The sequence below is a fragment of the Leclercia sp. UBA5958 genome (genome assembly GCF_002430365.1).
In the GTDB taxonomy this organism is placed as follows: domain Bacteria; phylum Pseudomonadota; class Gammaproteobacteria; order Enterobacterales; family Enterobacteriaceae; genus Enterobacter; species Enterobacter pneumoniae.
Genome location: NZ_DJCE01000005.1, coordinates 124,719 through 147,025, shown reverse-complemented (window position 1 = coordinate 147,025; position 22,307 = coordinate 124,719). Strand labels below are relative to the sequence as shown.

23 protein-coding genes and 1 pseudogene are annotated in these 22,307 nt (G+C 58.0%); 14 read left to right on the top strand and 10 right to left on the bottom strand.

Going from position 1 to position 22,307, the window contains the following annotated elements:
- Positions 1-24 precede the first annotated feature (24 nt).
- Together B2Q93_RS08130 and B2Q93_RS08125 are read right to left on the bottom strand one after the other, a co-directional pair.
- Entirely contained in the window at positions 25-819 is a 795-nt protein-coding gene (locus B2Q93_RS08130) for an SDR family NAD(P)-dependent oxidoreductase (protein WP_286932476.1), read from the bottom strand.
- A 54-nt stretch (positions 820-873) separates the two neighbouring features.
- Positions 874-1,734, bottom strand: a complete 861-nt coding sequence (locus tag B2Q93_RS08125; RefSeq protein ID WP_233802631.1) for a LysR family transcriptional regulator — start codon at positions 1,732-1,734, stop codon at positions 874-876.
- 99 nt (positions 1,735-1,833) lie between these two features.
- Between B2Q93_RS08125 and B2Q93_RS08120 the strand changes: the two genes are divergently transcribed.
- The 8 genes from B2Q93_RS08120 (at position 1,834) to arnF (ending at position 10,031) form a co-directional block, all read left to right on the top strand.
- Positions 1,834-2,340, top strand: a complete 507-nt coding sequence (locus B2Q93_RS08120) for a phenolic acid decarboxylase (protein WP_006177976.1) — start codon at positions 1,834-1,836, stop codon at positions 2,338-2,340.
- Between the two features lie 324 nt (positions 2,341-2,664).
- A complete protein-coding gene (gene arnB, locus B2Q93_RS08115; RefSeq protein ID WP_046886808.1) occupies positions 2,665-3,804 on the top strand; it encodes a UDP-4-amino-4-deoxy-L-arabinose aminotransferase in 1,140 nt (379 codons plus the stop codon).
- Between the two features lies 1 nt (position 3,805).
- On the top strand, positions 3,806-4,789 hold the full coding sequence (gene arnC / locus B2Q93_RS08110; protein ID WP_046886807.1) for an undecaprenyl-phosphate 4-deoxy-4-formamido-L-arabinose transferase: 984 nt from the start codon (positions 3,806-3,808) through the stop codon (positions 4,787-4,789).
- On the top strand, positions 4,786-6,768 hold the full coding sequence (gene arnA / locus B2Q93_RS08105; protein ID WP_046886806.1) for a bifunctional UDP-4-amino-4-deoxy-L-arabinose formyltransferase/UDP-glucuronic acid oxidase ArnA: 1,983 nt from the start codon (positions 4,786-4,788) through the stop codon (positions 6,766-6,768). Before arnC ends, arnA begins: the two co-directional genes overlap by 4 nt.
- Positions 6,765-7,667, top strand: coding sequence for a 4-deoxy-4-formamido-L-arabinose-phosphoundecaprenol deformylase (gene arnD / locus B2Q93_RS08100; RefSeq protein WP_046886805.1), 903 nt, complete (start codon positions 6,765-6,767; stop codon positions 7,665-7,667). Before arnA ends, arnD begins: the two co-directional genes overlap by 4 nt.
- Positions 7,664-9,319: a lipid IV(A) 4-amino-4-deoxy-L-arabinosyltransferase gene (gene arnT, locus B2Q93_RS08095; RefSeq protein WP_286932474.1), complete on the top strand. Its 1,656-nt coding sequence runs from the start codon at positions 7,664-7,666 to the stop codon at positions 9,317-9,319. Before arnD ends, arnT begins: the two co-directional genes overlap by 4 nt.
- Entirely contained in the window at positions 9,316-9,654 is a 339-nt protein-coding gene (arnE, locus tag B2Q93_RS08090; protein ID WP_046886803.1) for a 4-amino-4-deoxy-L-arabinose-phosphoundecaprenol flippase subunit ArnE, read from the top strand. Before arnT ends, arnE begins: the two co-directional genes overlap by 4 nt.
- Positions 9,651-10,031, top strand: a complete 381-nt coding sequence (gene arnF / locus B2Q93_RS08085) for a 4-amino-4-deoxy-L-arabinose-phosphoundecaprenol flippase subunit ArnF (RefSeq protein ID WP_046886802.1) — start codon at positions 9,651-9,653, stop codon at positions 10,029-10,031. The genes arnE and arnF overlap by 4 nt, the downstream gene beginning before the upstream one ends.
- Here the strand turns inward: arnF and acpT are convergent.
- Together acpT and B2Q93_RS08075 are read right to left on the bottom strand one after the other, a co-directional pair.
- Positions 9,988-10,608 (bottom strand): 4'-phosphopantetheinyl transferase AcpT, encoded by a 621-nt coding sequence (gene acpT, locus B2Q93_RS08080; protein ID WP_286932473.1) that lies wholly within the window; start codon positions 10,606-10,608, stop codon positions 9,988-9,990. The genes arnF and acpT overlap by 44 nt on opposite strands.
- Before the next feature lie 102 nt (positions 10,609-10,710).
- Positions 10,711-11,760 (bottom strand): AI-2E family transporter, encoded by a 1,050-nt coding sequence (locus B2Q93_RS08075; protein ID WP_046886801.1) that lies wholly within the window; start codon positions 11,758-11,760, stop codon positions 10,711-10,713.
- A 110-nt stretch (positions 11,761-11,870) separates the two neighbouring features.
- On the opposite strand from B2Q93_RS08075, the pseudogene B2Q93_RS08070 reads away from it, so the two are divergent.
- A pseudogene (locus B2Q93_RS08070) lies at positions 11,871-13,119 on the top strand (MFS transporter).
- A 4-nt stretch (positions 13,120-13,123) separates the two neighbouring features.
- Here the strand turns inward: B2Q93_RS08070 and B2Q93_RS08065 are convergent.
- Both B2Q93_RS08065 and B2Q93_RS08060 read right to left on the bottom strand, forming a co-directional pair.
- Entirely contained in the window at positions 13,124-13,681 is a 558-nt protein-coding gene (locus tag B2Q93_RS08065; protein ID WP_046886799.1) for a DcrB family lipoprotein, read from the bottom strand.
- A 72-nt stretch (positions 13,682-13,753) separates the two neighbouring features.
- Entirely contained in the window at positions 13,754-14,419 is a 666-nt protein-coding gene (locus tag B2Q93_RS08060) for a 7-cyano-7-deazaguanine/7-aminomethyl-7-deazaguanine transporter (protein WP_286932471.1), read from the bottom strand.
- 169 nt (positions 14,420-14,588) lie between these two features.
- On the opposite strand from B2Q93_RS08060, the gene tusA reads away from it, so the two are divergent.
- From tusA to B2Q93_RS08040, 4 genes are all read left to right on the top strand, one after another.
- Positions 14,589-14,834, top strand: a complete 246-nt coding sequence (tusA, locus tag B2Q93_RS08055; protein ID WP_046886797.1) for a sulfurtransferase TusA — start codon at positions 14,589-14,591, stop codon at positions 14,832-14,834.
- A gap of 185 nt (positions 14,835-15,019) precedes the next feature.
- Positions 15,020-15,991 carry a TRAP transporter substrate-binding protein gene (locus B2Q93_RS08050; protein WP_046886796.1) on the top strand — a complete coding sequence of 324 codons (972 nt, stop codon included), beginning with the start codon at positions 15,020-15,022 and terminating at the stop codon, positions 15,989-15,991.
- A 12-nt stretch (positions 15,992-16,003) separates the two neighbouring features.
- Positions 16,004-16,513: a TRAP transporter small permease gene (locus tag B2Q93_RS08045; RefSeq protein WP_046886795.1), complete on the top strand. Its 510-nt coding sequence runs from the start codon at positions 16,004-16,006 to the stop codon at positions 16,511-16,513.
- A 10-nt stretch (positions 16,514-16,523) separates the two neighbouring features.
- Positions 16,524-17,810 carry a TRAP transporter large permease gene (locus tag B2Q93_RS08040; RefSeq protein ID WP_046886794.1) on the top strand — a complete coding sequence of 429 codons (1,287 nt, stop codon included), beginning with the start codon at positions 16,524-16,526 and terminating at the stop codon, positions 17,808-17,810.
- 74 nt (positions 17,811-17,884) lie between these two features.
- Here the strand turns inward: B2Q93_RS08040 and zntA are convergent, their stop codons facing one another.
- A complete protein-coding gene (zntA, locus tag B2Q93_RS08035) occupies positions 17,885-20,059 on the bottom strand; it encodes a Zn(II)/Cd(II)/Pb(II) translocating P-type ATPase ZntA (RefSeq protein ID WP_286932469.1) in 2,175 nt (724 codons plus the stop codon).
- 75 nt (positions 20,060-20,134) lie between these two features.
- On the bottom strand, positions 20,135-20,761 hold the full coding sequence (locus B2Q93_RS08030) for a lysoplasmalogenase (RefSeq protein ID WP_040078225.1): 627 nt from the start codon (positions 20,759-20,761) through the stop codon (positions 20,135-20,137).
- Between the two features lie 128 nt (positions 20,762-20,889).
- Between B2Q93_RS08030 and B2Q93_RS08025 the strand changes: the two genes are divergently transcribed.
- Positions 20,890-21,246: a DUF2500 domain-containing protein gene (locus B2Q93_RS08025; protein WP_286932467.1), complete on the top strand. Its 357-nt coding sequence runs from the start codon at positions 20,890-20,892 to the stop codon at positions 21,244-21,246.
- Between the two features lie 60 nt (positions 21,247-21,306).
- Here the strand turns inward: B2Q93_RS08025 and B2Q93_RS08020 are convergent, their stop codons facing one another.
- Positions 21,307-21,588: a DUF1145 family protein gene (locus B2Q93_RS08020; RefSeq protein ID WP_040078227.1), complete on the bottom strand. Its 282-nt coding sequence runs from the start codon at positions 21,586-21,588 to the stop codon at positions 21,307-21,309.
- The gene (gene rsmD / locus B2Q93_RS08015; protein ID WP_046886836.1) at positions 21,572-22,174 is read right to left on the bottom strand and encodes a 16S rRNA (guanine(966)-N(2))-methyltransferase; all 603 of its coding nucleotides are present in this window, start codon (positions 22,172-22,174) and stop codon (positions 21,572-21,574) included. Before rsmD ends, B2Q93_RS08020 begins: the two co-directional genes overlap by 17 nt.
- Positions 22,175-22,307 lie beyond the last annotated feature (133 nt).

Sequence of the window (22,307 nt, the reverse complement as noted above, 5' to 3'; positions counted from 1 at the left end):
TTTACAGCCCGATTGCGCTCAGGATCAGATAATGTCATCCACTACGCCGCCGTCCACGCGCAGCGCCGCGCCGGAGGTGGCTGAAGCCTGCTGCGAGCAGACATACACCACCATGTTCGCCACTTCCTCTACCGTGGCGGCACGCTGAATCACGGAGCTGGGGCGGTTGGCCATTACAAACTCTTTCGCCAGCGTTTCGAGCGATTTGCCTGTCTTCTCGATCTCATCTTTCATCATGTCGGCAAAGCCGTCAGAGAGCGTCGGCCCTGGCAGCACGCTGTTGACCGTTACGCCGCTACCGGCCACAAATTTCGCTAGCCCGCGCGCCAGCGACAGCTGCGCCGTTTTGCTCACCCCGTAATGGATCATATCTGCCGGAATATTGCAGGCGGACTCGGAGGAGATAAACACCACCCGGCCCCAGCCCTTGCGCACCATGCCGGGCAGCAGGGCGCGTGAAAGACGCACGCCAGACATCACGTTGGTCTGCCAGTAGCGATCCCAGGTTTCATCGTCGGTTGCATAGAAATCCTGCGGGCCGTAAATGCCGGCGTTATTGACCAGAATATCAACGTTCGATGCCGTCCGCAGAACCGCCTCTACCCCTTCCTGGGTGCTCAGATCGGCAACCGCCGCACGTACCGTTACGCCGGGGATCACCTGCTGTAACTGCTGAATCCCCTCGTTGACTGATTCGGTACTGCGGCCATTGATGATCACTTCGGCACCGCTTTCGGCCAGTCCTCTGGCAATGGCGAAGCCAATTCCACCGGTAGAAGCCGTTACCAGCGCCACTTTCCCCGTAAGATCAATTTTCACGGTCTGCTCCTTGTCATGATTGAAGTTCAGACCCATAAGCGTAGCAGTTCAGCGTTATGACGGCTGGCTGAAGAGGCGCAGTAAGGTATCGACCTGTTCATCGAGCGGGGTGAGGGTGCGTTTCACTATCAGATGCAGCGGCGTGGCGCGACGTAAGCCGTGGCTAAGCGGCAGCGTTTTAAGCACCCCCTGTTCAAGCTGGGTCTGGATGCGCTCATCCGGCAGCCAGCCGTAGCCCACCTGTGAAATCACCGCTTCGATGGCGGCATCGATAGTGGAGAAGGTCCAGGAGCCGCCCGTGTCCCGCGCCGCTGTGTGGCTATCGGCAATCTGGATCAGCGGCCACGGGCGCAGCATGTCATCGTTAAGCGGTGCGTCGAGGGTAAACAGCGGATGGTCACGATGGGCGACGGCGACAAAATCGATGTTCATCAGCCATTCGCCCAGCCCGGTGATGTCCTGACGACGTGTTAACACCATGATGTCGGCTTCACTGGCGGCCACGTCAATGCTGGCGTTTTCCAGCACCTCGGTCAGCCGGACCTGCGTGTGCGGATAGCGCTGCTGGAACTGACGCAAAATGGCAAACAGGCGACGGCGGGGGAAAATACTGTCTACCATTAAGTCGATGCGGGTGCGCATTCCGCTACGCAGGGTGGCCGCGCGCGTCTCAAGGTAGGTAAAGCCTTTAAGCAGGGGTTTCACCTGGCTCAGCAGTTGCTCCCCGGCGGGCGTCAGTACGGCCCGTCTCCCTTCCGCCACCAGCAGCGCCACGCCGATGCGCTCTTGCAGTAAAGAGAGGTTGTAGCTGACGGATGACTGGCTGCGGTTTGTCAGCTCTGCCGCTTTGGCAAAGCTGCCAGCCTCCACCACTTTTTCCAGTAATGACCACTGTTCAAGCGTTGTCTTGTGCATAACTCATCTAAATTTTGAATTAATTTGATTCAAACATAGCGTTATTCATTTAATTTTTGAAGGGGTACGATACGTTCATCAAAACAAAGGAGACACATTATGAGCAACTTCGACAAACACGACTTAAGCGGCTTTGTGGGTAAACACCTGGTCTATACCTACGATAACGGCTGGAACTACGAAATTTACGTCAAAAACGAAAATACCCTCGACTACCGTATCCACAGCGGTCTGGTGGGCAACCGCTGGGTTAAAGATCAGCAGGCGTATATCGTCCGTGTTGGGGAAAGCATCTACAAAATCTCCTGGACCGAACCTACCGGTACCGACGTCAGCCTGATTGCGAACCTGGGCGACAAACTGTTCCACGGCACCATCTTCTTCCCGCGTTGGGTGATGAACAATCCGGAAAAAACCGTCTGCTTCCAGAACGATCACATACCAGAGATGAATGCCTATCGCGATGCCGGCCCGGCCTATCCGACAGAGGTTATCGATGAATTTGCGACCATCACCTTTGTGCGAGACTGTGGTCCAAATGATGACAGCGTTATTGCCTGCGCGGCCAGCGAGCTGCCAGAAAACTTTCCCGCTAATTTAAACTAAGCGCGACAATTAACGTAAATGAAAAGTTCCCGGCGCATTTGTTATTTATTCAAATGGCCGGGATTTTCTTTTATTGGTTGACCTTCGGTTTAGGAAAATATTTTCTAATGTTAACGCAGCGCACAAATTAAATAATTCATATTAATAATAACTTATTGTTTGATAAGGGTTTAAATTGAATTACTGTCTTTAAATAATTCCCTTCTTAATTTTTTCCTAACAAATCAGCATTACCTTGAGATGAGTTTATGGTTCGTTGAAATAAACGGACCGGCTTTTGGTTAATATCCAAAAAAAGCTTTTCACATCTCAAGGAAATTAAAGATGAGTGATTTCTTGCCTTTTTCCCGCCCGTCGATGGGGCCGGAGGAATTAGCGGCGCTGCAGGAGGTATTAACCTCTGGCTGGATCACCACAGGCCCCAAAAACCAGGCGCTTGAAGAGGCATTTTGCACGCTGACGGGCAACCGCCACGCTATTGCCGTCAGCTCCGCCACCGCCGGGATGCACGTCACGCTGATGGCGCTGGGCATTGGCCCCGGCGACGAGGTGATCACCCCTTCCCTGACCTGGGTGTCGACGCTGAACATGATCGTTCTGCTGGGCGCGACGCCAGTGATGATCGATGTCGACCGGGATACGCTGATGGTCACGCCCCAGGCGATCGAGGCGGCGATAACGCCCCGTACCAAAGCGATTGTGCCGGTCCATTATGCCGGCGCGCCGTGTGATATCGACGGGATCCGTGCCATCGCTGAACGCCACGGTATTCCGGTGGTGGAAGACGCCGCACACGCCGCAGGAACCTACTACAAAAGCCAGCACGTCGGCCATCAGGGCACGGCGATCTTCTCCTTCCACGCCATCAAAAACATGACCTGCGCCGAGGGCGGGCTGGTGGTCACGGACGATGAACAGCTGGCGCAGAGCATTCGCAGCCTGAAGTTTCACGGCCTGGGCGTGGATGCCTATGACCGGCAGACCCATGGCCGCGCGCCGCAGGCGGAGGTCATTACCCCCGGCTTCAAATACAACCTGGCGGATATCAACGCCGCGCTGGCGCTGGTGCAGCTGGGCAAGCTCGGGGAGGCCAACCGGCGTCGCCGCGACATTGCCGACCGCTACCTGCATGAACTCTCTGATACGCCATTTCAGCCGCTGCGTATTCCGGAATGGCCGCACTTGCATGCCTGGCACCTGTTTATCATTCGCGTGGATGAAGCGCGCTGTGGGATATCCCGCGATGGCCTGATGGCCGGGCTGAAAGAGAAGAGCATTGGCACCGGCCTGCACTTTCGCGCGGCACACACGCAAAAATACTACCGCGAGCGTTTCCCGGATGTCTCACTGCCGAACGCCGAATGGAATAGCGCGCGCATTTGTTCCCTCCCTCTTTTCCCGGACATGACCCATGACGACACAACCCGCGTCATTACCGCGCTCCATCAGCTTGCAGGACATTGATATGTTCAGCGCCCCGACCATACAGAAAGTTTCCGTGGTGATCCCGGTCTATAACGAACAGGAGAGCCTGCCTGAGCTTCTGCGCCGCACCACGGCTGCCTGCGAGACGCTGGGCAAGGCATACGAAATTTTGCTGGTGGATGACGGCAGCAGCGACGACTCCGCCCACATGCTCACCGACGCCGCGAACGAGCCGGGGAGCCACATTGTCGCCGTGCTGCTGAACCGTAACTACGGCCAGCACTCGGCGATCATGGCCGGTTTCAGCCACGTGACGGGCGATCTGGTCATCACTCTGGATGCCGACCTGCAAAACCCGCCGGAGGAGATCCCGCGCCTGGTTGCCAAAGCCGATGAAGGTTATGACGTGGTTGGCACCGTGCGGCAGAACCGCCAGGACAGTCTTTTACGCAAGCTGGCATCACGCACCATCAACCGCCTGATCCAGCGCACCACCGGCAAGGCGATGGGCGATTACGGCTGTATGCTGCGCGCCTATCGCCGCCATATTGTCGACGCCATGCTGCACTGCCACGAGCGCAGTACGTTCATTCCCATTCTGGCGAACACCTTTGCCCGTAAGGCCACGGAGATCCCGGTGCTGCACGCCGAGCGCGAGCACGGCGAGTCGAAGTACAGCTTCATGCGTCTGATCAACCTGATGTACGACCTGATCACCTGCCTGACCACCACGCCGCTGCGTCTGCTGAGCGTCTTCGGCAGCGTGATCGCGCTCGCCGGGTTTGCGCTTTCCGTGTTGCTGGTCGTTCTGCGTCTGGTCTTTGGCCCGCAGTGGGCGGCGGAAGGGGTCTTTATGCTATTTGCCGTGCTGTTTACGTTCATCGGCGCCCAGTTTATCGGTATGGGGCTGCTGGGGGAGTATATCGGCCGAATCTACAACGATGTTCGCGCGCGTCCGCGCTACTTTATTCAACGTGTTGTCCGTCAGGAACACGAAGCGTCTCAAGAGGAAAAACACCCATGAAAGCTGTCGTCTTTGCCTATCACGATATGGGGTGCACGGGCACACTGGCCCTGCTGGAAGCAGGCTATGACATTGCTGCCATTTTTACGCATCCGGATACCGTCGGTGAAAACACCTTCTTCGGGTCGGTGGCGCGTATTGCGGCCGAGCGCGGCATCCCGGTTTACGCCCCGGATGACGTAAACCATCCGCTGTGGGTTGACCGCATCCGCAAGATCGCCCCGGAGATGATCTTCTCGTTCTACTACCGCAGCCTGCTGTGCGACGAGATCCTGAGCGTGGCGACAAACGGGGCGTTTAATCTTCACGGCTCCCTGCTGCCCGCCTATCGCGGCCGCGCACCGCTGAACTGGGTGCTGGTCAACGGCGAAACGGAAACCGGCGTAACCCTGCACCGCATGGTCAACCGCGCCGATGCCGGGGCGATCGTCGCGCAGCAGCGTGTGGCCATCGGCCCTGACGATACCGCCCTGGAACTCCATCATAAGCTCTGTGCTGCGGCGCAAACGCTGTTGCGTGATACGTTGCCGACGCTTCTGAACGGCTCCTTCAGCGAAATCGCCCAGGACGAGAGCAAGGCCAGCTGCTTTGGCCGCCGCACCCCGGAAGACGGGCGTCTGGACTGGCATAAACCGGCGCGACAGCTGCACAACCTGGTGCGCGCCGTGACCGACCCGTGGCCGGGGGCGTACAGCTTCGCCGGGGTCAGCAAATTTATCGTCTGGAAATCCCGGGTGCGTGACGACATACCTGCCGCCAGGCCGGGCACCGTTGTCTCCGCCTCACCGCTGATCATCAGCTGCGGTGAGCAGTCCCTGGAGATCGTCACCGGGCAAACTGACAGCGGCCTGTACGTGCAGGGCGCGCAGCTGGCGCAGTCTCTCGGTCTGGTTGCCGGGGCACTGATCACCAGCGCGCCGGTTGTCGCTATTAAGCGCCGCACGCGCGTGTTAATCCTTGGGGTGAACGGTTTTATCGGCAACCACCTGACCGAGCGCCTGCTCAGGGACGACAACTACGAGATCTACGGTCTGGACATTGGATCCGATGCGATCGGCCGCTTCCTCGACAACCCGCGTTTTCACTTCGTCGAGGGGGATATCAGTATCCACTCCGAGTGGATCGAATATCACATTAAGAAATGCGACGTAGTGCTGCCGCTGGTGGCGATTGCGACCCCGATCGAGTACACCCGTAACCCGCTGCGCGTGTTCGAGTTGGACTTCGAAGAAAACCTGAAGATTATCCGCGACTGCGTGAAATACGATAAACGCATCATCTTCCCGTCGACCTCGGAAGTGTACGGCATGTGCACCGACAACAACTTCGACGAAGACACCTCGAACCTCGTGGTCGGGCCGATCAACAAGCAGCGCTGGATCTACTCCGTGTCCAAACAGCTGCTGGACCGCGTGATCTGGGCCTACGGCGAAAAAGCGGGGCTGCGCTTTACCCTGTTCCGTCCGTTTAACTGGATGGGGCCGCGGCTGGACAACCTCAACGCGGCGCGCATCGGCAGCTCGCGCGCCATCACCCAGCTGATCCTTAACCTGGTGGAAGGGTCGCCTATCAAGCTGATTGAAGGCGGTAGGCAGAAGCGCTGCTTCACCGATATCAGCGATGGCATCGAGGCGCTGTTCCGCATCATTGAAAACAAAGATAACCGTTGCAACGGCGAGATCATCAACATCGGTAATCCGGATAACGAAGCGAGCGTTCGTGAGCTGGCCGAGATGCTGCTGGCGAGCTTTGAGCGCCACCCGCTGCGCGATCGCTTCCCGCCGTTTGCGGGCTTCCGCGAAGTGGAAAGCAGCAGCTATTACGGCAAAGGCTATCAGGACGTTGAGCACCGCAAGCCCAGCATCCGCAATGCGAAGCGTTGTCTGAACTGGACGCCGACCATTCAGATGGAACAAACCATTGATGAAACGCTCGATTTCTTCCTGCGCACCGTGGAGCTATCGGAACAGGCCTCATGAAAAAAGTCGGTTTACGCATTGATGTCGACACCTTTCGCGGCACGCGTGACGGCGTGCCACGGCTGCTGGCGCTGTTGAGCAAGCACGGCGTGCAGGCCAGCTTTTTCTTCAGCGTCGGGCCAGACAACATGGGGCGTCACCTGTGGCGCCTGGTTAAACCGGCCTTTCTGTTCAAAATGCTGCGTTCGCGCGCGGCCTCTCTCTACGGCTGGGATATTTTACTGGCTGGCACCGCCTGGCCCGGCAGACGTATCGGGGCAGGCAATGAAGCGGTTATCCGCGACGCCGCGCGCGATCATGAGGTGGGGCTTCACGCCTGGGATCACCACGCCTGGCAGGCATGGGCCGGGGTCTGGGACATACCGCGTCTGACGCGCGAGGTGGATCGCGGCATGCTGGAGCTGGAAGCGATTACCGGCCAGCCTGTTCGCTGCTCGGCGGTGGCCGGGTGGCGGGCCGATCAGCGGGTGGTGAAAGCCAAAGAGCCGTTCGCCTTTCACTACAACAGCGACTGCCGGGGTACCGGTCCGTTTTTGCCGCTGTTAGGCGAGAACCGCTTCGGCACCGTGCAAATCCCGGTCACGCTTCCCACCTGGGACGAGGTGGTCGGGTGCGAGGTCAGTGCCGACGGCTTTAATCGCTTCATTCTGGACGCCATGCATCGCGATGCCGGGACGCCGGTCTACACCATCCACGCCGAGGTCGAAGGCATTGCGTATCAGCAGGATTTCGATGCGCTCCTGACGATGGCGGCGCGGGAGGGCATTCAGTTTTGCCCGCTGAGCGCGCTGTTACCGGACGACCTCCAGAGCCTGCCGCCCGGCAAAATCGTTCGTCGTGAAATGGCTGGCCGGGAAGGCTGGCTTGGCTATCAACAAACCGTGAGTTCGGGACTATGAAAACAGCCCGTTATGGCGCAGCGCTTCTCGCTCTGTTTATCGTTTACTACCTCATTCCGGTCGATCTGCGCCTGCTGTGGCAACCAGACGAAACGCGCTACGCGGAAATCAGCCGCGAAATGCTGGCCTCGGGCGACTGGGTGGTGCCGCATTTTCTGGGGCTTCGCTACTTCGAAAAACCGATTGCCGGATACTGGATCAATAGCATCGGGCAGTGGCTGTTTGGCGACGGCAACTTTGCCGTTCGCGCCGGATCGATTTTCTCCACCGGGCTGACGTCGCTGCTGGTGATGTGGCTGGCCTGGCATCTCTGGCGCGATAAGCGCGTCGCCTTGTTATCCGGCGTGATTTTTTTAACCCTGCTGCTGGTCTACGGTATCGGGACCTATGCCGTGCTGGACCCGATGATTACCCTCTGGCTGGTGGCCGCGATGTGTAGCTTCTGGCTGGCCGCGCAGGCAAAAAGCCCTGGCGGGAAAGCGGCGGGCTATCTGCTGCTGGGGCTGGCCTGCGGCATGGGCGTGATGACCAAGGGCTTTCTCGCCCTGGCGGTACCGGTCATCGGCGTGCTGCCGTGGGTGATTGTGCAAAAACGCTGGAAAGAGGTGCTGCTGTTTGGCTGGCTCGCTGTCCTGAGCTGCGTGCTGATTGTCCTGCCCTGGGGACTGGCGATTGCGCACCGTGAACCTGACTTCTGGCGCTACTTCTTCTGGGTGGAACATATCCAGCGCTTTGCACAGAGCGATGCCCAGCATAAAGCGCCGTTCTGGTATTACCTGCCGTTCCTGATTGCCGGTAGCCTGCCGTGGCTGGCGCTGCTGCCCGGGGCGCTGCGTCTGGGCTGGCGCGACAGGCAAGAGGCGGGGCAGGGGTGGTATTTACTGGGCTGGGTAGTGATGCCGCTGCTGTTCTTCAGCATCGCCAAAGGCAAGCTGCCGACCTACATTCTGCCGTGCTTTGCGCCTCTGGCGATCCTGATGGCACGCTATGCCTGCACCGTGGCGGAAAAAAGCGTCCGGGTGCTGCGCGTCAACGCGGGCATTAACCTGGCATTCGGCGCGCTTGGCGTGGTGGCCGCGCTGGTAGTGTCACCGTGGGGGCCGACAGCGCATCCCGTCTGGGCTCCCGTTGAGCTGTATAAAATTTTCTGTGCGGTCATGGCGTTCCTCGTCTGGGCGGCGGTGGGCAAGTACACCCTGCGCGACAGCCCGCGGCGCTGGTGGCTGGCGGCGCTCTGTCCGGCCGGGCTGGCGCTGCTGGTTGGGTTCGCCATCCCCAGCAAGGTGGAGGATTCAAAGCAGCCTCAGTTGCTAATCGAGACCGTGCGCGTGCCGCTGCAGGAGAGCCGGTTCGTGCTTGCAAACAACGTGGGTGTGGCGTCCGGACTGGCCTGGGAGCTTAAGCGTAACGACATCATTCTTTACGGTCAGGCAGGGGAACTCCGCTACGGTCTGAACTACCCCGACGCACAGGGGCGCTTCGTGAGCAAAGAGGCGATCGCCCAGTGGCTGGAGGAGCATCGCCAGCAGGGTCCGGTGTCGCTGGTGCTTCTGCTGTCTAAAAATGACGATCTTGTTCGCGCGAAGCTGCCTGAACCGGACAGCCTGTACGTTCAGGGCCGCCTGGCTTATTTGCAGTATTTCCCGCAATGATGACCTGGATCGGGCTGATATTGGCGAGCCTGCTGAGCTGCGCAGGCCAGCTTTGCCAGAAACAGGCGACCCGTCCGGCAACAACCGGGCGGCGCGGCGCGCACCGTGCGCTCTGGCTTGGCCTTGCGCTGCTGGCGCTGGGCAGCGGGATGCTGGTCTGGCTGGTGGTGTTACAGCATCTGCCGGTCGGGATTGCCTACCCAATGCTGAGCCTCAATTTTGTCTGGGTGACGCTGGCGGCAAAAACCCTCTGGCGTGAGCACATTTCGCCGCGCCACTGGCTGGGCGTGGGCTTGATTATCGTCGGGATTATTGTGCTGGGAGGAAGCCTGTGAAGGGCGTGTTATGGGCATTATGCAGCGTGATTCTGGTCAGCGCGGCGCAGCTGTTGCTGCGCGCGGCGATGGTGGCCTTGCCCCCCGTCAGCGATCTCGCGGTATTTATGCTGGCGCTCTGGTACCGTGCGCCGGGAACCGGTTCGCTGGTGCTGGGCCTGATGGGCTATGTGGTATCAATGGGCTGCTGGTATCTGGCGCTGCACCGTCTGGCGCTCAGCAAAGCTTATGCCCTGCTGAGCCTCAGCTATGTGCTGGTGTGGGGCGCAGCCATTGTGCTCCCCGGCTGGGACGAACCATTTTCCTGGCACGGGCTGGCTGGCGTCGGGTTGATTATTGCGGGTGTGCTGACAATTTTTCGCCCGACGCGTCGTTAACAGAATGGACCGCCGCCGCGGTAAGCGCAAAAGGGGTGGCGGTGCAGACGGCAAGGCTCAGCGACGCAATCTGACACTGACTGACCGAATGCAGCGCGTGGGCCGCGCTGTCGATGCTGACAATTTGCCACGAGTGCGCGCCGCGCTGTTTAACGATGGCACCTTTTCGCGTCCAGATGCGCCAGAACGCCGCAAGCTGGTTATCCGGCGCTTCATTTTCCAGTTCGGCATGTTCGGCACTGCTGAACACGGCGTTGGCGAGCGTCCGCCAGTTATCCTGCGCACGAATATGTTCCAGCGAGCAGCCCACGTCACCTTCATCGCTGACGATCAGGGCAATATCATCCTCACAGTGGCTGACGCTGAACCACAGCGGGTAGTGGTCGGCAAAGCCCGGTTTTCCCTGATCACTGTAAATAATCTCCGGCAACGGCTCTGGCGCAAACAGGCGCGAGAGCAGCCCGCGGCCCGCCAGCCAGCGGGCGCGCTGTGCGCCCTCAGGGGCATAACGGGTAAGGGCTTCGGCCCAGTTATCGGTACTGAGCGAGGAGATTTTTCCCAGAAAAACCTGGTACATAAGAGGTCTGGCCTTCAGTCGAAATAGAGATATCCGCACAGTTGCGCGGCGAAACCATTACTATAATCTATTGCTGCTCACAATAGCTAACCGGGAAGCGGATTACCCCGGCAATCGACTTTTTGGCCGCCCTGGTCCGAGCAGTATCGCCAGCTTGCTGCCGCCCTGAGTCGTCTCCATCCAGATTTTACAGACGCTGGTGAGCGGTACGGAAAGCAACATGCCGACCGGCCCCAGCAGCCAGCCCCAGACTAATAACGACAAGAAGACCACCATCGTCGACATCCCCAGACGGTGGCCCATCATGCGGGGTTCGACAATATTTCCCAGCACCATGTGCACGACCAGGAAAAGTGCACCGACCATCATGCATTCGTAAAAACCATTGAACAAAAAGGCCTGGATCATGGGCGGCCCGGCGGAGAGGACCGCGCCAATATTGGGAACATAGTTAAGCAGAAAGGCCAGCACACCCCACATCAGTGCAAACTGGACATCCAGTAGCGCGAGCCCCAGCCAGACGATGGCTCCCGTCCACAGGCTCAGTAACGTTTTCAGCGCCAGATAGTGCGACACCCCCTTCAGGGCGCGGTGCAGGCCGGCGATGTGGATCTGCGGATTGTGCAGGGCAAAGCGCATTTTATAGGGGACGTGGCGCACCTCGAAAAGCATAAAGACGACCGTCATCACCAGCAGCACAATGCTCGCCATCGCCCCGGAAAGTTGGGTCATGAATGCGGTGGCGAAGGTCATCACCTTCTCGGAATCCATTCGCTGCAGCATGCGTTCTGGCGAAATGTGCAGGTTAAGAAAAGGCATCATCTGCTGTAAATCCACCAGTTTGCGCGTCAATTCCCGGTTGTATTTTGGCAGCATTGCGACAAATTCATTCATCGAGGCCGCCAGTACGCCGAAGAGGGCGATGAGGACAATCAGCATTACCACCACCACAATGGTAATGGCGATTGGGCGACTGACCCCGCGCCGTAAAAACCAGGTCACCAGAGGGTTAAGGACAATTGCGAAGAAGAGCGCCAGCAAGAGCTGGACAAGGATATCCGCCGCGGCGTGGATCCCGGCCAGTATCACCACCAGGCAGGCCAGCTTGAGTAAAATGTGAAGTCCTGCTTTATCGGGAGGCGTGGGCGTCATGACGATTCCTTTTGTTGTATGCATATAGAGTGTAGTGCGCGGCAGACGCTTCGTTAGACGCTGATATTCTGAAAAGTCGCTGCTGATTTTCTGCCCCTGACGTGGTAATAGTGAAACACTGTTGTAAAAATCCTGGTGATATCCATGCCCGAACCTGCCGCCGAACTGGCGCTGAGCGGATTGCGCCTCAATCTGCGTATTGTCTCTGTCGTTATTTTTAACTTTGCCAGCTATCTCACCATCGGCCTGCCGCTTGCGGTACTGCCAGGTTATGTCCATGAAACCATGGGCTTTAGCGCATTCTGGGCGGGGCTGGTGATCAGCTTGCAATACTTTGCCACCCTGATGAGCCGCCCGCACGCGGGCCGCTACGCCGATCTTTTCGGGCCAAAGAGCATTGTGGTATTGGGGCTGTGCGGCTGTTTTCTCAGTGGCGTGAGCTACCTGCTGGCCGACTGGACCCACGCCTGGCCGATGGCAAGCCTGGCGCTGCTCTGCCTGGGGCGCGTGATTCTCGGTATCGGCCAGAGCCTGGCGGGAACCGGCTCAACGCTGTGGGGCGTTGGCGTCGTCGGCGCGCCGCACATTGGCCGGGTGATTTCATGGAACGGGATTGTCACTTACGGTGCGATGGCGATAGGTGCGCCGCTTGGCGTGCTCTGCTATCGCTATATTGGCCTGCAGGGGCTGGCACTCACGATTATGGGAGTGGCGTTACTCGCCATTCTCTTCGCGCTGCCGCGCCCGAAAGTGAAAGCCAGCAAAGGAAAACCGATGCCGTTTCGGGCGGTGCTGGGACGCGTCTGGCTTTACGGCATGGCGCTGGCGCTGGCCTCGGCAGGGTTTGGCGTCATCGCCACCTTTATCACCCTGTTTTACGATGCTAAAGGCTGGGACGGTGCCGCCTTTGCCTTAACGCTGTTTAGCTGTGCGTTTGTCGGCACCCGCCTGTTGTTCCCCAACGGCATTAACCGCCTGGGCGGGCTGAACGTGGCGATGATCTGCTTTGCCGTGGAAATTATCGGCCTGCTGCTGACCGGGATCGCTAACGAGCCGTGGGTCGCGAAAATTGGCGTTTTCCTGGCGGGGGCTGGTTTTTCGCTGGTCTTCCCGGCGCTGGGCGTGGTGGCGGTGAAGGCCGTGCCGCAGCAAAATCAGGGCGCAGCGCTGGCGACCTATACGGTGTTTATGGATATGTCGCTCGGGATCACCGGGCCGCTGGCCGGACTGGTGATGGCATGGGCAGGGGTGCCAGTGATTTATCTTGCGGCGGCGGGGCTGGTCACGGTGGCGTTGTTATTGACCTGGCGGCTAAAAAAAAGGCCCCCGACGCCAGCGCCGGAGGCCACTTCAACGTGATGGATTACTGAATCACGAGAGTGTTAATGATATTTTCAGCGGCAGTTTGCGCTTTCTGCTGATCGTCGGCAGGCAGCGTAATCTGCAGAGTCAGCAGTTTGTTATCGACCTTGCCGAGCACCACGGATGAGTACGCGGTCTGGCCTTTGGCCGAGATAATGCTATCCAGCTGCTGCAGCTTGTGGCCTTTCAGTTCAATGGACTTGTTGGTCACCACCTGCAGCTGCGGGTCACGGGTACGCTGTTGATCTTCAAGGCGCTTCGCCAGCACGCCCAGATCTTCTGAGGTGTCGTCGCCGACAATCACGATCACGGCTTTTTGCCCCGTCGCGTCGGAATAAACGTGCATATTGTTGCTCTGGGTGCCCAGTTTACCGCTCTGATCGGTCATGTCCGCCGGCAGAGAGAAACTGAGTTTGCCATCCATCAGGCTGATCGGCTGGCTCGTTGCGTTGCTTTCAGCAGACGCGGCCTGAGCGGCAGATTTGGTATCGCTGTTGTCACAAGCTGCAAGCCCCATTACCAGCAGGCCAATCCCGACATATTTAACCAGATTGCGCATTAACTTCTTCCTTTCGATAAACGGCCATAACGGCTCATTCTTCCATCTTATCACAACTGCTCTGGGGAACCTTTACCCTGCCTGCAATGCCGAGATTTCAGATTTATCTGCCAGCTTTTTCATACACATATTCAGCAATACACCATACATCGGCAGGAAGAATGCCAGGCTGATAAGCACCTTAAAGGCGTAATCCACCAGCGCGATTTCCATCCAGTGCTGCGCCATAAACGCATCCGGGCTACGCCAGAAGGCGATAAAGAAGAAGGCCAGAGTATCGCTCACATTGCCAAACAGCGTGGAGGCGGTGGGAGCCAGCCACCAGCGACGACTCTGCCGCAGGCGGTTAAAGACGTGCACATCGAGGATCTGCCCCAGCGCATAGGCCATAAAGCTGGCGGCGGCGATACGCGCCACAAACAGGTTAAAGTGCGCCAGCGCGCCAAATCCCTGCCAGCTTCCCATATAAAACAGGGAGGAGATCACATATGAGATAAACAGCGCAGGCAGCATTACCGCGAAAATAATGCGACGAGCCAGCGGCGCGCCAAAGATCCGCACGGTAAGGTCGGTTGCCAGGAAGATAAACGGGAAACTGAATGCGCCCCAGGTGGTGTGGAAACCAAAAATGGAGATGGGGAGCTGCACCAGGTAGTTACTGGAGGTAATCACCAGCAAATGAAAAAGCGAAAGCCAGAACAACGCTTTTACGCGCTGCGATTGTGTAAAGGAGTTCATATTGTACCTTTTTGATTAATATTTGGGGTGAGGGAACCCAATAAAGCCGCCGCATGATACTGCTTTGACAGGCGTTTGCAATGGCTAATTTTCACGCAATCGTTAACCTGGTTTGCTTTGCCTGAAACGCGGCGTAAACTACTGCCGTTTTTCTGTGAACGAGATGAAGATGACCGATCTGTTTTCTACCCCAGACCACACCCTTGATGCCCAGGGCCTGCGTTGTCCGGAGCCGGTAATGATGGTGCGCAAAACCGTGCGTAACATGCAGACCGGCGAAACGTTGCTGATCATCGCTGACGACCCGGCGACAACCCGCGATATTCCTGGCTTTTGCACCTTTATGGAACACCAGCTGGTAGCACAAGATACCGGCGCGCTGCCGTACCGCTACCTCATCCGTAAAGGCCAGTAGTCCTCTCGCCCGACAGGGCGTGACTGCCTCCCGGCAGAACGCCCATCACATTTTCAAACCATCGTTTCAAAATTAAGCGTTTTTGTGAGGCGCTTCACCTTCGCTTTTCAGGGCGTAGTCTAGTTTTTAAGCGGAAAACTAAAACAACGTTTTAACGCTTACCTCACTACCCTGGAGTTGACTCGATGAAAACGACCCTCAAGCCGTTGCTGGCCGCGCTGTGTCTGTCTGCCGTTGCTGCATCCGTCTCTGCTCAAACTATCAAAGCTGCCGATGTGCATCCCGAGGGCTACCCGAACGTGGTGGCGGTTCAGCACATGGGCGAAAAACTCAAACAACAAACCGACGGCAAACTGGAGATTAAAGTCTTCCCCGGAGGCGTACTGGGCGATGAAAAGCAGATGATTGAGCAGGCGCAAATGGGGGCCATTGATATGATTCGCGTCTCTATGGCGCCGGTTGCCGCCATCCTGCCGGATATCGAAGTCTTTACCCTGCCGTACGTCTTCCGCGATGAAGACCATATGCACAAGGTCATTGATGGCGATATCGGCAAGCAGATTGGCGATAAGCTCACGGCTAATCCGAAATCGCGTCTGGTCTTCCTCGGCTGGATGGACTCCGGTACCCGCAACCTGATCACCAAGGCCCCGGTAGCGAAACCTGAAGATCTGAAAGGGCTGAAGATTCGCGTGCAGGGGAGCCCTGTCGCGCTGGCCACGCTGAAAGATATGGGCGCTAACGCGGTCGCGATGGGGGTGAGTGAGGTTTACAGCGGTATGCAGACCGGCGTCATCGACGGCGCAGAGAACAACCCACCGACCTATATCGCCCACAACTACATGCCGGTCGCCAAGAACTACACCCTGAGCGGTCACTTCATCACCCCGGAAATGCTGCTCTACTCGAAAGTGAAGTGGGACAAGCTCAGCGCCGACGAGCAGCAGAAGATTTTGACCCTGGCCCGCGAAGCTCAGATGGAACAGCGCAAGTTGTGGAAAGAATATAACGATCAGGCGCTGGCGAAAATGAAAGCGGGCGGCGTGCAGTTCCACGATATCGATAAAGCGGTCTTTGTGAAAGCGACAGAGCCGGTGCGCGCCCAGTACGGTGACAAGCACCAGGATCTGATGAAAGCCATCGCTGACGTTCAGTAAACCGGAGTATGTATGTCCGAAATCTACCTGAAGTGGATGGACCGTCTCTACCTGCTGGCGATGGCGATTGCCGGGCTGTCGCTGCTGGTCATGACCATTGTTATTCCGATCGGCATCTTCTCTCGCTATGTGCTCAATCGCGGTGAATCCTGGCCCGAGCCGGTTGCCATTATCTGCATGGTGACGTTCACCTTTATCGGCGCGGCGGTGGGTTACCGCGCCGGTTCCCACATCGCGGTCAACATGCTCACCGACCGCCTTCCCGCCGGGCTTAAAATGCTCTGCGCCAGGGTGGTGGATCTTCTGATGCTGCTGATTTCGCTCATCATCTTCTGGTACAGCTACCTGCTGTGCATGGAACTGTGGGAACAGCCCGTGGCGGAATTTCCTTTACTGACCTCCGGCGAAAGCTACCTGCCGCTGCCGGTGGGATCGGCAATGTTGATTCTCTTTGTGCTGGAGCGGCTGTTCTTTGGCTCCCAGGAAAACCGCCCGGTCGTGATGATCGGTAACCACAGTTAAGGGGTGAACGATGGACGCTTTTGTTTTGTTATTCACCCTCGCCATTTTGCTGGCACTGGGGATGCCGGTGGCCTTTGCCGTAGGGTTAAGCGCCGTTGCCGGGGCGCTGTGGATTGATTTGCCGCTGGAGGCGCTGATGATTCAGATCACCAGCGGGGTAAACAAATTTACCCTGCTGGCGATCCCGTTCTTTATCCTCGCCGGGGCGATCATGGCGGAAGGGGGCATTGCGCGGCGGCTGGTGAACTTTGCCTATATTTTTGTCGGGTTTATTCGCGGCGGATTGTCGCTGGTAAATATTGTGGCCTCGACCTTCTTCGGCGCTATTTCGGGGTCGTCGGTGGCGGATACCGCCTCTATCGGCAGCGTGATGATCCCGGAGATGGAAAAGAAGGGCTATCCGCGAGAATACGCGGCGGCGGTCACGGCCAGCGGATCGGTGCAGGCGATTTTAATCCCGCCCAGCCATAACTCGGTGATCTATTCGCTGGCGGCTGGCGGCACGGTTTCTATCGCCACCCTGTTTATCGCAGGCGTTTTGCCGGGGTTGCTATTGGGATTAAGTCTGATGATCCTCTGCCTCGGATTTGCCCATAAACGCGGCTATCCAAAAGGGGAAAAAATCCCCTTTAAACAGGCACTGAAGATTTTTGTCGATGCCCTGTGGGGGCTGATGACGGTGGTGATTATCCTTGGCGGGATCTTGTCCGGGATCTTTACCGCGACCGAATCAGCGGCGGTGGCCTGTCTCTGGGCCTTCTTCGTCACCATGTTTATCTACCGCGATTATAAATGGAGCGAGCTGCCGAAGCTGATGTGCCGCACGGTCAAGACGGTCACCATTGTGATGATCCTGATTGGCTTTGCCGCGGCATTTGGCGCGGTGATGACCTACATGCAGTTGCCGATGCGCATCACCGAGTTCTTTACCGCGCTCTCGGACAACAAATACGTGATTTTGATGTACCTCAATATCATGTTGCTGCTGATCGGCACCCTCATGGACATGGCACCGATCATCCTGATCCTGACGCCGGTGCTGCTGCCGGTCACCAACTCTCTGGGGATTGATCCGGTGCACTTCGGCATGATCATGATGGTGAATCTCGGGATCGGGCTGATTACGCCGCCGGTAGGATCCGTGCTGTTCGTTGCCAGCGCGGTGAGCAAACAGAAGATCGAAAGCGTGGTCCGCGCCATGCTGCCCTTCTACGCCATGTTAGTGATCGTACTGGGGATGGTGACCTATATCCCGGCCATCTCATTGTGGTTACCGGGAGTGTTGGGGATGCATTGATGCCGTTTCCCCCAGCATCGTGGGTGAGGACTGGGGTGGGGCAGCAAACCCACCCCAGCCGCCATTTGGATGTTTTACCGACGACGCAAAAGTCGCAATGCGTTCGCGGTGACCAGCACCGTCGCTCCGGTATCTGCCAGCACCGCCAGCCACAGACCGGTTATGCCGAGTAGCGTTGTGACCAGAAAAATAGCCTTCAGCCCCAGCGCGATAGCGACGTTCTGACGAATATTGGCGCGGGTGGCGCGGGCAAGGGCGATCATCTGCGCCAGCCCGGTCAGGCGATTGTGGGTCAAGGCTGCATCGGCGGTCTCCAGCGCCACGTCGGTGCCGCTACCCATCGCGATGCCCAGCGTCGCGGCTTTCATCGCCGGGGCATCATTAATGCCATCTCCCACCATCGCCAGAGGGGCATCTTCTTTCAGCTTCGCCACGGCACGCACTTTATCGGCAGGCAGTAATCCGGCCCTGTAGGCCAGCCCCAGTTCGTCCGCGATGGCTGCGGCGGCGCGAGGGTTATCCCCGGTGAGGATGACGCCCTGAATGCCCATCTGATGCAGTGCGGCGACCGCCTGTTTCGCATCCTCGCGCAGGGTATCGCGTAGCGCCAGAACCCCTTTGGTCACGCCATCCTGCAGCACAACCACAACCGTTTGCCCGGCCTCCTCTAAAGCCTGAGCCTGTGCGTCAGGGGTGCCGCCCGCCGCGATAATCACGACCTTTTTACCTTCGACCTCGGCTTCAATGCCCGATCCTGGCAGCGCACGCTGCGCGGTTGCCGCCGGGATCGTCAGCCCGCGGGATTGAGCTTCACGAACAATGGCCTGCGCCAGCGGGTGCGTGGAACCTTGCTCAACGGCCGCCGCCAGCGCAAGCAGTTCGTTCTCACTGCTCTCCTGCGGATAGATACCGGTCACCTGCGGCTTTCCGACGGTCAGCGTGCCGGTTTTATCGAAGGCGACGTGCTGTACCTGACTCAGCTGTTCCAGCGCGGCACCGCCTTTAATCAGCGCCCCGTGACGCGCGGCAGCGGCAAGGCCAGAGGTAATAGCCGCAGGCGTGGAGATCACCAGTGCGCAGGGGCAGCCAATCAGCAGCAGCGTTAACCCCTTGTAGATCCACGCTTGCCACGGCGCGCCAAAGAACAGCGGCGGAATAAGGGCCACCAGCAGGGCGACCAGCATGATGGCCGGGGTATAAATCCGGCTGAAGCGATCGATAAATCGCTCAACCGGGGCGCGGCGCTCTTCGGCTTCCTCAATGAGCTTCAGAATGCGGTCGATGGCGCTGTCGCCGGGTTCTGAGAGAACGGTAAGCTGTACCAGACGATCCACGCTGGTGGCCCCTGCCGGAACTCGTTCTCCGGTCTTGCGTTCTACCGGAATCGACTCACCGGTCAGGGCGCTTTCATCGAAACTTGCCATTGCATTTAGCAGGGTGCCATCGGCGGGCAGGCGCCCGCCTGCGGCCACTTCGATGACATCGCCCGGACGTAGCGCACTGATGGCCACGGTTTTACGTTCGTGATTAACGACCTGAGTGGCGGTTTCAGGGCGGAGCGCCATCAACGCGCTTACCCCTTTGCGCGCCCGGCTCGCTGCCCATCCTTCCAGGCGTTCACCCACCAGAAATAGCAGCAGCACCATGGCGGCCTCTGCCGTCGCGCCGATAAACAGAGCACCTATGGCCGCCACGCTCATCAGGGTTTCGATGGCAAACCAGCTTCCGCTTTTCATCAGGCGTAGCGCCTGACGGGCAATGGGATATAGCCCCACCAGCGTGGTAGCGATAAAGACCAGGTTACCGAGAGGGTGGTTAAACTGCTCCAGCGTCCAGCTCAGCGCCATCAGCACAATCAGCGTGATAAGCGGCAGATTTTCCCGCAGGAAGGAGGTGTGTACGACCGGGGCGGATTCACTGCGCAGGGAGTAACCGGCGTTGACGACGGCGGCCTCAACCCGGGAAGTGACATCGCTGTCGGCGCTGACCAGCAACTTTTCCGTGGCGAACAGCACCTGGACGTGATTAACCCCCTGCACCTGTTTCACCGCATTTTCGACTTTGCGCGCGCAGGCGGCACAATCCATGCCGTTAACGACCCAGCTATAACGTTTTCCGCTTTCAGTCTGCGGGGTTAGCGCTTCTGTTTTGCAGGCGCTATCGCAACAGCAGGGCGCTTCGGGCTGGGCGGGCGTAAGCTTAAGTGCCGAGAATTGTGGCACTTTTTTTGACGTTTCTGGAGTCGACATGGCACTCTCCGGTAATGATAATTTTCTCATTAACCGCAGCATACACTCTGGAGTCGACTCCAGAGTCAAGCGTTTTTAAATATAGAGCGAACGCACGATCAGGAAGTGCCCGGCGAAGTAGCAGGCGGCAGCAATCGCGTTATCAGCCCGGAAACGGCGACGATAGTGGCTGCCCAGCCAGACGATATTCCCGATAAGCAGCAGGGTCGCACCGAAGAAGGCTGACATTGCCGGGGCCGTTGGACGGAAGAACCACAGTTCACCCGCCAGCCAGACCATCACCAGCGTCATGGCAATAAAGGTGCAAACGGGCCAGCGCATCTCCTCCAGCCGCGTCCAGATCACCGCAATCAACAGCGCCCCAATAACCAGCAGCGCCAGCGGTAGCGGCCAGAAGAAGGAGAGCGTCATCTGGCTGGCGAAATAGATGGTATAGAGCAGATGCGACAGGAAAAACGCCCCTACGGCATAGAGCAGCCGCTGGCGCGGAAGAAGTGTTAACGCATCACCCACCAGCGAGGCGCACAGTCCGGCGAGCACCAGATAGCTGACGGCGTTGAACATAGGCGCCTGCCAGGCAAGGAGTAATAACAGCAGCAGCGTGACGGGTTTAAACAACCAGCGCTGCCAGGCTGGGCCACGGTAAGACGCATCGACGTAAAGCCATGCGGAAAAACAGACAGCGATAAATGACCAAAGCATATTAACTCCCTGTATCTGTTACGGCTGAATAATCAGTTTCTGATTTAGTGTAGTGACGCGGGCGGGCGTTTGGCAATGCGGGGAAGGCAAGGTATCCTCAATTCCGTCTAATCTGATGGAATGCGTTGATGAGCAAGATCCCGCTTTTTTTCATTATCGTGGTGGCGATTATTGTCATTGCCGCCTCGTTTCGCTTCGTGCAGCAGCGCCGCGAGAAGGCGGATAATGATGCTGCGTCACTGCTGCAAAAGCGCGTGGTGGTGAGCAATAAACGTGAGAAACCCATTAACGATCGCCGTTCACGCCAGCAGCAGGTGACGCCTGCCGGAACCGCCGTGCGCTATGAAGCGAGCTTCAGGCCGCAGACCGGAGGGCTGGAGATGACCTTCCGCCTGGAGGCGCAGCAGTATCATCAGCTGACGGTGGGGGAGAAAGGGGTGTTGAGCTACAAAGGATCGCGGTTTGAAGGATTCAGGGCTGAGTAATGCTCGATCGGTCCCCTCTCCCTGTGGGAGAGGGTTAGGGTGAGGGCATCAGGCCGCACCTTACTTCTTCACCTGCGCCTTAAACTTCTTCATCCACACCAGCAGTTCAAACACGCCGAAAATAAAGACCCGTACCTGCTGCCAGGCAGTCATTTGTGGGCCATCTTTTGGCAGGCCGTTTTTCAGCATCACCATCTGCAGGGCGTGCATAAACGAAGTGAAAATCAGCGCTACGTTAACAAAGATGTTCATTGGACGCGGGAAAGGGTGCACCAGATTGAGAATCAAAAATGCCCAGACCCCCAGCATCAGCAAACGCCCCAGATTAATCAGAACCGGCATCGGTCTCTCCTTGTGATTGTCGGTGATAAAGACGATAAGCCACCTGACCGGCCACTTTTTCCCGGTGCAGATCCCAGTGTACGGGCACCGGCGGCAGGCCGTTTTCCACTTCACTCTCTACGTAGATTAGCGCGTTATCTGCCAGCCAGCCGTTGTTTTCCAGTAATGCTAATGTCTCTTCCAGCAACCCTTTACGAAACGGCGGATCGACAAAGACCACATCGTGCGGCGTGCCGGGTTGCGCGAGGAAGGTGAGCGTGTTGGTATTCACCACTTTGGCATGGCTCGCCTTCAGGGTTGCAAGGTTTTGCTGTAGCTGCTGCGCTACGCCGCGCTCCATCTCCAGCAGAATGGCGCTGGAGGCATAGCGGGAGAGGGCTTCCAGCCCCAGCGCGCCGCTGCCGGCAAAGCAATCCAGGCAACGGGCATCGGCCATCGACGGTGCCAGCCAGTTAAACAGCGTCTCACGCACGCGGTCGGTGGTGGGGCGCAGGCCGGGACTATCCGGCACCGGAAGTTTACGGCCTCGCCACTGGCCGCCGATGATACGTATCTGACCGGCCGCAGCACGGTTGGGTTTCTTCATATCTTTGCTCAGGTCACTCATTGGGCCTGCGCTTGCAGGCGGTGATGTGCGTTAAGTTAAGTGATAAACTATTTCATCATTTTTTTAGCTTCCATGTATATAGCGCCGGAAATTAACCGCGAGGGGTGTAGTC

Bases quoted from the DNA above. Each gene is read 5' to 3' on its own strand.
- B2Q93_RS08125 (WP_233802631.1), bottom strand. From the start codon at position 1,734: ATGCACAAGACAACGCTTGAACAGTGGTCATTACTGGAAAAAGTGGTG.
- B2Q93_RS08120 (WP_006177976.1), top strand. From the start codon at position 1,834: ATGAGCAACTTCGACAAACACGACTTAAGCGGCTTTGTGGGTAAACAC.
- arnB (WP_046886808.1), top strand. From the start codon at position 2,665: ATGAGTGATTTCTTGCCTTTTTCCCGCCCGTCGATGGGGCCGGAGGAA.
- arnC (WP_046886807.1), top strand. From the start codon at position 3,806: ATGTTCAGCGCCCCGACCATACAGAAAGTTTCCGTGGTGATCCCGGTC.
- arnA (WP_046886806.1), top strand. From the start codon at position 4,786: ATGAAAGCTGTCGTCTTTGCCTATCACGATATGGGGTGCACGGGCACA.
- arnD (WP_046886805.1), top strand. From the start codon at position 6,765: ATGAAAAAAGTCGGTTTACGCATTGATGTCGACACCTTTCGCGGCACG.
- arnT (WP_286932474.1), top strand. From the start codon at position 7,664: ATGAAAACAGCCCGTTATGGCGCAGCGCTTCTCGCTCTGTTTATCGTT.
- arnE (WP_046886803.1), top strand. From the start codon at position 9,316: ATGATGACCTGGATCGGGCTGATATTGGCGAGCCTGCTGAGCTGCGCA.
- acpT (WP_286932473.1), bottom strand. From the start codon at position 10,608: ATGTACCAGGTTTTTCTGGGAAAAATCTCCTCGCTCAGTACCGATAAC.
- B2Q93_RS08075 (WP_046886801.1), bottom strand. From the start codon at position 11,760: ATGACGCCCACGCCTCCCGATAAAGCAGGACTTCACATTTTACTCAAG.
- B2Q93_RS08065 (WP_046886799.1), bottom strand. From the start codon at position 13,681: ATGCGCAATCTGGTTAAATATGTCGGGATTGGCCTGCTGGTAATGGGG.
- B2Q93_RS08060 (WP_286932471.1), bottom strand. From the start codon at position 14,419: ATGAACTCCTTTACACAATCGCAGCGCGTAAAAGCGTTGTTCTGGCTT.
- tusA (WP_046886797.1), top strand. From the start codon at position 14,589: ATGACCGATCTGTTTTCTACCCCAGACCACACCCTTGATGCCCAGGGC.
- B2Q93_RS08050 (WP_046886796.1), top strand. From the start codon at position 15,020: ATGAAAACGACCCTCAAGCCGTTGCTGGCCGCGCTGTGTCTGTCTGCC.
- B2Q93_RS08045 (WP_046886795.1), top strand. From the start codon at position 16,004: ATGTCCGAAATCTACCTGAAGTGGATGGACCGTCTCTACCTGCTGGCG.
- B2Q93_RS08040 (WP_046886794.1), top strand. From the start codon at position 16,524: ATGGACGCTTTTGTTTTGTTATTCACCCTCGCCATTTTGCTGGCACTG.
- zntA (WP_286932469.1), bottom strand. From the start codon at position 20,059: ATGTCGACTCCAGAAACGTCAAAAAAAGTGCCACAATTCTCGGCACTT.
- B2Q93_RS08030 (WP_040078225.1), bottom strand. From the start codon at position 20,761: ATGCTTTGGTCATTTATCGCTGTCTGTTTTTCCGCATGGCTTTACGTC.
- B2Q93_RS08025 (WP_286932467.1), top strand. From the start codon at position 20,890: ATGAGCAAGATCCCGCTTTTTTTCATTATCGTGGTGGCGATTATTGTC.
- B2Q93_RS08020 (WP_040078227.1), bottom strand. From the start codon at position 21,588: ATGCCGGTTCTGATTAATCTGGGGCGTTTGCTGATGCTGGGGGTCTGG.
- rsmD (WP_046886836.1), bottom strand. From the start codon at position 22,174: ATGAAGAAACCCAACCGTGCTGCGGCCGGTCAGATACGTATCATCGGC.